We start from the raw sequence: 3,037 nt of genomic DNA, 5'->3' as shown, positions 1-3,037 counted from the left end.
TAACAAACCTTCTTCATTTTGAAAGAGTAGATACACTTCAAGATTTAACTCAGGATGTGAAGACACAAACTCTAAAGTAGCCTCTTTGCCCATCACCATAAAAGCCGTTGCATAGGCGTCTGCCGTAGCACAATCATCTGCCATTACCGTAGCACTTAATAAATTATGTTTAACAGAATAACCTGTTTTAGGATCTATGGTATGTGAGTACTTTCTTCCGTCAACCACGAAATATTTGCGGTAATTACCCGATGTAGCCAATGCCTTATTCTCTACTGAAATGGCGTTTTCCAAACTTCTTTGGTTCAATCCATCATTGGTATCAGAAGGAACATCAATTCCAATTACCCAAGGTTTACCTTCCTTATTCACACCTTTGGTTCTAAGCTCTCCACCTATTTCTATGAAGTAATTTTCTTGACCTTTTTCATCTAAAAATTCTGCAACCACGTCTACTGAATAACCTTGAGCAATCGCATTAAAATCGAAACAAAAACGCGGGTCATTTTTTATAATACTATCTGCACGAAAGCTATAAAGATGATTGGGTTGGAAAGAAATAAATTGCAAACAACTATCTACTTCTTTTTGACTCAAAACAAGGTTAGAATCTTTAAAGAATCCCCAAGCCTTCACCATAGGAAATACAGAAGGATCGAAAGCCCCGTTCGTAGTTTTATAGATCTCAATACTCTTATTAAAACAAGGGGTAAAATATGCATTTTCCGGGATCCTCATTCCCGCAGGACTAGCATTCACTTTTGAGATTAGAGAAGCTTCTAAATACCCTGATAGCTCAGCATCAAAACCTGTGAATATGCTTTCTATTTCATAGGTAGAAAGTAGCAAACTATCATCACTTGTTTTTATTTGAAAGGTAGAGCCCTGGGTATACCCCTGAATTTCCTGTTTGTTTATTTGCGTAGAAAATGAATTATCTTCAAACTGCTGATCCTGATCACCTTCCTTAACTTCAGGGGTAGAACAAGCCGAAGCTAACATAAGTGTTAGCAGAAAAATACTAGAAGTGTTTAACCAATTTACCATTGTCTGTTTCTTTATCCCAAACAATACTTGTTATTTGAGATCCATTTTTCGAATATGAAGTACCGTAAGTCGTTTGAATTCTCATATAAACATCTCCTCGACCATCTTTCACAACAATTCGACGGGTTACAATTTTTATAGGTAAGCCTTCGCTATCTCTTCTAACAAAAGATTGCTGGGTTACACCTTCTGGAAATTCTTCTCCTAAAGCATTGGCTACTGTTTCATTAAACTTCGTAGAATTGTTTTCTATACCATCCAAATAAGCTTGAGCATTCTGATTATTTTCTTTTCCTGCATTAGAGCGTTCTTCAGAAGCTGTTTTAGCTAAATCTACCGACTGAGTTACGGCGTCATTTACCTTTTGAGCATTTTCGTTTTGCTGCGCATTGTTCTGTTCAGACTGGTTACTTTGCTCTTCTATTTTCTGTGTAGTTTCTGCTTCTAAACGCTTATCTTCTTCACGTTTTAAGGCCTCAGCTCTCTGCACTGCTCCCTCCTTCTCCTCTACCAATTGTTGTTTTCCTTGGTGTAGAATTTCTTGTTCTTTACTTTTATCTGAAACCGCCTCACGGGACCCTTCAATGAGTTGCTCCGTTTTTATTTCTTCTTGCTTCTCATTATCTAAATCTGTCGCTTGTTTCGCTGCCAAGGCAGTCTCCCTTTGGTCTACTTCCGCCACAACTTCCTGACGCATCAAATCACCTTCTTTTTCTTTTTCAGAACGTTCAGCTTGCGCATTCTCGGCAATTTCATTGGTGCGTTCTATCACTTGGTTTTGTGCTGCTGCTTCTTTCTCCCTTTCTGCTTGAGCTATCTTTTCTTGCTCCTCTGCAATAAGTGCTTTCGCTTCTAAAATAGCTTGTTGGTCTACAGAATTTTCGTATTGGGTAACCTCTTGTTCATTTACTTTTTCCAATAACTTTTGAGCTGCAACAACCTCAGCTTGTGCATCTCCACTTTCTGCTTGGTCTGCTAACTCATCTTGAATGAAGTCATAAGTTACTTGCGTTCTATCCGCATTCTCGGCCAAATCTTTTAACTCCCTAGCTTTTGCAATTTCCTCTTCTTCTTCTAAATCAACAGCTAAATTTTGCAGATCCTTTTCTTTCTCTTTGTTTACCTCTGCAACTTCCGATTGGGTAGCGTCTATATCTTCTTGTGTTCTTAAATTTTCAGCATCCTCAAATACCTTCTCTTGCTCTCTTTTGTTGGCTATATCGTCTTCTCTTTGTTTCACCAACTCAACGCCCTCTAAACGTCTCTGTTCAGCTTGCTCCACATCTTCTGCTAAGTCTTCTTTCAGTTCTTCAGATTTCTCCAAAGTTTGCTGTCTCTCCTCTGCATCTGTAAGCGCCAATTGATTCGGTAACTCCTCTGTTTTATCAATTTCCTCACTTAATTCATTTCTTCTATTTTGCTCCCTTTGTTTTTCGGCTTCAAGCAATAATTTTGCTCCTTCAGCAATAGAAATATCTTCTTCAGTTCCCAAATTTTCTAGCGGACCAGATGCTTCAGTAACGGGATTCAATTTAGCCTCTATTTCGTCCAATTTCTTTTTTGGGTATCCATCACGAGGGTTCAAAGCATTTGCACGTGTATACAATTCTTTTGCCTTTGTCCAATTCTCTTGCTTAAAGTAATTATCTGCCGTTGTGATTAACTTCTGGTAATTCGCTTCTTTTTCTGCAGCAACTTGATCTCTTAATTGATTGTCAATATCATCCAATTTCTCTTTAGCGTAACGATCGTTTTTCTTGTACTTCAAAGCCTCCTGATAATTCAACTTTGCATCTGTAAGTTGACCTTCATTGTAGAGTGCATCAGCCTTAGATATTGCTTTTTTATACTTCTCTTGAATAGCTTTATTCGCTGCATCTTTCGCTTCCTGATTGTCGATAATCTGCTGAGCTTCGGCGATTCTATCTTTGGCCTTCTGATTTTCTGCATCTAACGTCAATACCTTCTCATACAAGGAAATCGATTCTTC

The 3,037-nt window shown here is 38.3% G+C and carries 1 protein-coding gene and 1 pseudogene; both read right to left on the bottom strand.

All coding sequences use genetic code 11. The annotated features are described in order from the left end of the window. On the bottom strand, nt 1-1,047 hold a 1,047-nt coding region (locus R3333_RS13750), incomplete at its 3' end, for an FAD:protein FMN transferase (RefSeq protein WP_318959346.1). Continuing rightward, nucleotides 1,022-3,037, bottom strand: a pseudogene (locus R3333_RS13745) (hypothetical protein); the annotation flags it as partial. The pseudogene R3333_RS13745 and the gene R3333_RS13750, both read right to left, overlap by 26 nt.

Origin of the sequence: Lishizhenia sp. (assembly GCF_033720595.1) — a bacterium.
In the GTDB taxonomy this organism is placed as follows: Bacteria; Bacteroidota; Bacteroidia; order Flavobacteriales_D; family Crocinitomicaceae; genus Lishizhenia.
Note: the sequence above shows the minus strand (reverse complement) of the source record. Positions and strands in the feature narration are given on the sequence as shown.